Here is a 3,805-nt window from a genome sequence, read left to right on the forward strand (position 1 = left end):
ACGGGATCACCGTTCTGTATTTCTATGGTCAGGCTATTGCCCGTCAACGTCGCTGCCGTCAAGTCCTGCTCGTCCGTATTGATATAGCCTGTCAAATCTACTGTTGTATCAGCTCCCGTTCCGTTGGCCAAGGTAATGGTATCGCCTGTTAAACTGATCTGTTGGTTGTCTGTTCCTAAACTACTTAGCGGCACTTCAAAATCAGTACCCGCTTCGGTAATACGAAGATTGGCACCCACAACTCCAAAAGAAGTTATCAGCTCATTTGTATCACTGGCATCACCTGGTATAGCACTACCACCAACCGGTTGCCATGCTCCAGAATCGTAAACATATAGCTGACCTGAATCGGTATCTACATAAGTGGTACCTTCGGCCGGTGTCCCTGTTGGACCTCCCATACCTCTTTGCGTCAATTCATTTGTAGCATCATTATCACCATCTACATAATCTACAGTATAATTACCGTTGCCATCATTAGTAACCGTAATATCATTTATACCTACTACTGTTTCTCTATAATCGGATAAATCGATTGCAGTTGCGGTAGGGTCATTCGTCAAGGTCAGGTTATCACCTGTTAATTGTAAATCTTGTTCATCTGTATTTACTAATCCTGACAAATCAATATCGCTAGCTGTAGGATTGTTTGTAATATTTAATGTCTGCGTTGAAGCATCATAAGACAAATCTTGAATCTCATTTGTTTCATCTTCATCAGAATCAGTAGAATTTACCGTATAATTTCCATTACCATCATCATCCACTGTAATTGCTCCTGTACCCGCAGTTACCGTCTCGCTCAACGATGATAGGTCTACAGATGTAGATGCACCGTTTTCAATATCGATTTGAAGTTGGTTTGACCCATTTAATGTTGCTCCTGTTAAATCTTGATTATCGCTACTATTATTGGCTAAATCTGCAATAGCTTCTTCAACCGTTGTTTCAATGACCAAATCTCCATCAACATCAATAGGAGTTACTAAATCTACCTCCGCCGCATTTTGAATTTCGTTTGTATCACTCTTATCCCCATCTAAATAATCAACGGTAAAGTTTCCGTTACCATCATCAGTAACCGTGATGTCATTGGTACCTGATACCATTTCTCTGTAATCAGATAAATCGATTGCAGTTGCAGTTGGGTCATTGGTCAACGTAAGGTTATCTCCTGTTAATTCTAAATCCTGAATCTCGTTAGTATCGTCATTTACATAAGGAGTTAAATCAACCGTAGAAGCATCATTGGTCAAACTTAAAATATTTGTGCTGTTATTTAGCTCCAAATCTTGATTGTCACTGCTACTATTCGCTAAATCTGCAATAGCTTCCTCTACTGTTGTTTCATTTACCAAATCTCCATCAACATCTAATGGAGTAGCTAAATTAACTTCAGTAGCATTTTGGTCATCAGTACCATCAAAACTAGTGGTTGTATTGTTTTCAGATACATAGTCAAAAATACCATCTGCATCTGCATCACTTAAAGTAGTAACTGATTCATTAATATCTACAACTGTTATACCTGGCTCTGATATTGTAGCAATTCTGTTACCCGATGTGGTGTTAGTAACACTAACATCATCATCTGCAAGATTATCTACATATGCCTTATTAACAGCATCGTTTGCATTTACAGGTGTACCCAAATCTGTAATAACTATACCTCCTGCACTTGGATCTCTAGTTAAAACTTCTTCTAAATCTTGTAATTCGTTCTGATCATCTTTATCTAAATCCAATGCTTCACTTGCCGTGATAGCATCTGATATTTCCGTATCCGTAGCAAAGGTGTTATCCAAATCAACCCCAGTTGCACCAGGTGCAGGGTTTGTAAGTTCTAAAGTTGTCCCCACCAAAGATATGTCTGAAAGTTCATTTTCTGGATTTGGATCAGCATCTGGTGCTGCACTTCCACCAACCTGTTGCCAAGTTGTTCCATCCCATGCATATAATTGACCCGTATCTGTATCTACATAAGTATCACCAGAGTTTGTTCCATTTGTAGTTGGAACACCAGCATCAAGCACCGCTAATTCGTTGGTTGGATCTGAATCTGCATCTCTTATGTCAATGGTAGTACTACCACCATCAACCAAATCTACTCTTACAGTTTCATTTGGACTTAAAACTACACTACTTATTGTTTGTGAATCTGTATTTACGTATGAGCTTAAATCCACTATTGCAGATGCCTCACCATTCACAGTACTAACTAATTCATTACTAGCATTTAATGTTAATGAATTACTATTAATGATATCTACTCCTGTTCCCGTAATACCGTCTACAGTTGTAGTCAATGTATTTACCGTACTAGTATTTGATACTGTTGTGGCTGGAACTAAAGTAGACTTGTCTATCCACTCTACTGCTCCCGTCGCATCGGTCACCAATACCTGGTCGTTACCACCTGAAGCGATATCCTCCGTCAATATTGTCCCGTTTACGATGTTCTCCGTCTGAACGGCATCGTCCGCCAATTTATCATTGGTCACCGCATCAGCAGCCAACTTATCCGTCACTATCGCCAGATCCTCTACTTTGAAGGGATCCGTACTTGTTCCCAATCCGGTAATAGTAACCTGATCAGCAATGGCGTCAAAGGTAGACTTGTCTATCCACTCTACGGCTCCCGTCGCATCGGTAACCAATACTTGGTCGTTACCGCCAGAAGCGATATCCTCCGTCAGTATTGTCCCGTTTACGATGTTCTCCGTCTGAACGGCATCGTCCGCCAACTTATCATTGGTCACCGCATCCGCGGCCAACTTATCCGTCACTATGGCTAAATCCTCTACTTTGAAGGGATCAGTACTTGTTCCTAATCCGGTAATAGTAACCTGATCCGCAATGGCGTCAAAGGTAGACTTGTCTATCCACTCTACGGCTCCCGTCGCATCGGTCACCAATACTTGGTCGTTACCGCCAGAAGCGATATCCTCCGTCAATATTGTCCCGTTTACGATGTTCTCCGTCTGAACGGCATCGTCCGCCAATTTATCATTGGTCACCGCATCAGCAGCCAACTTATCCGTCACTATCGCCAGATCCTCTACTTTGAAGGGATCCGTACTTGTTCCCAATCCGGTAATAGTAACCTGATCAGCAATGGCGTCAAAGGTAGACTTGTCTATCCACTCTACGGCTCCCGTCGCATCGGTAACCAATACTTGGTCGTTACCGCCAGAAGCGATATCCTCCGTCAGTATTGTCCCGTTTACGATGTTCTCCGTCTGAACGGCATCGTCCGCCAACTTATCATTGGTCACCGCATCCGCGGCCAACTTATCCGTCACTATGGCTAAATCCTCTACTTTGAAGGGATCAGTACTTGTTCCCAATCCGGTAATGGTAACCTGATCAGCAATGGCGTCAAAGGTAGACTTGTCTATCCACTCCACGGCTCCCGTCGCATCGGTCACCAATACTTGGTCGTTACCGCCAGAAGCGATATCCTCCGTCAGTATTGTCCCGTTTACGATGTTCTCCGTCTGAACGGCATCGTCCGCCAATTTATCATTGGTCACCGCATCCGCGGCCAACTTATCCGTTACTATCGCCAGATCCTCTACTTTGAAGGGATCCGTACTTGTTCCCAATCCGGTAATGGTAACCTGATCCGCAATGGCGTCAAAGGTGGACTTGTCTATCCACTCTACCGCTCCCGTAGCATCGGTAACCAATACTTGGTCGTTACCGCCTGAAGCGATATCCTCCGTTAATATTGTCCCGTTTACGATGTTCTCCGTCTGAACGGCATCGTCCGCCAATTTATCATTGGTCACCGCATCCGCGGCCA

At 43.2% G+C, this 3,805-nt stretch carries 1 protein-coding gene; it reads right to left on the minus strand.

The features are described from left to right. Positions 1-3,805 (minus strand): beta strand repeat-containing protein (locus tag PXC01_RS17460; RefSeq protein WP_276473572.1); only part of this gene is annotated, 3,805 nt, incomplete at both ends.

Origin of the sequence: Maribacter huludaoensis (assembly GCF_029350945.1) — a bacterium.
In the GTDB taxonomy this organism is placed as follows: Bacteria; Bacteroidota; Bacteroidia; order Flavobacteriales; family Flavobacteriaceae; genus Maribacter; species Maribacter huludaoensis.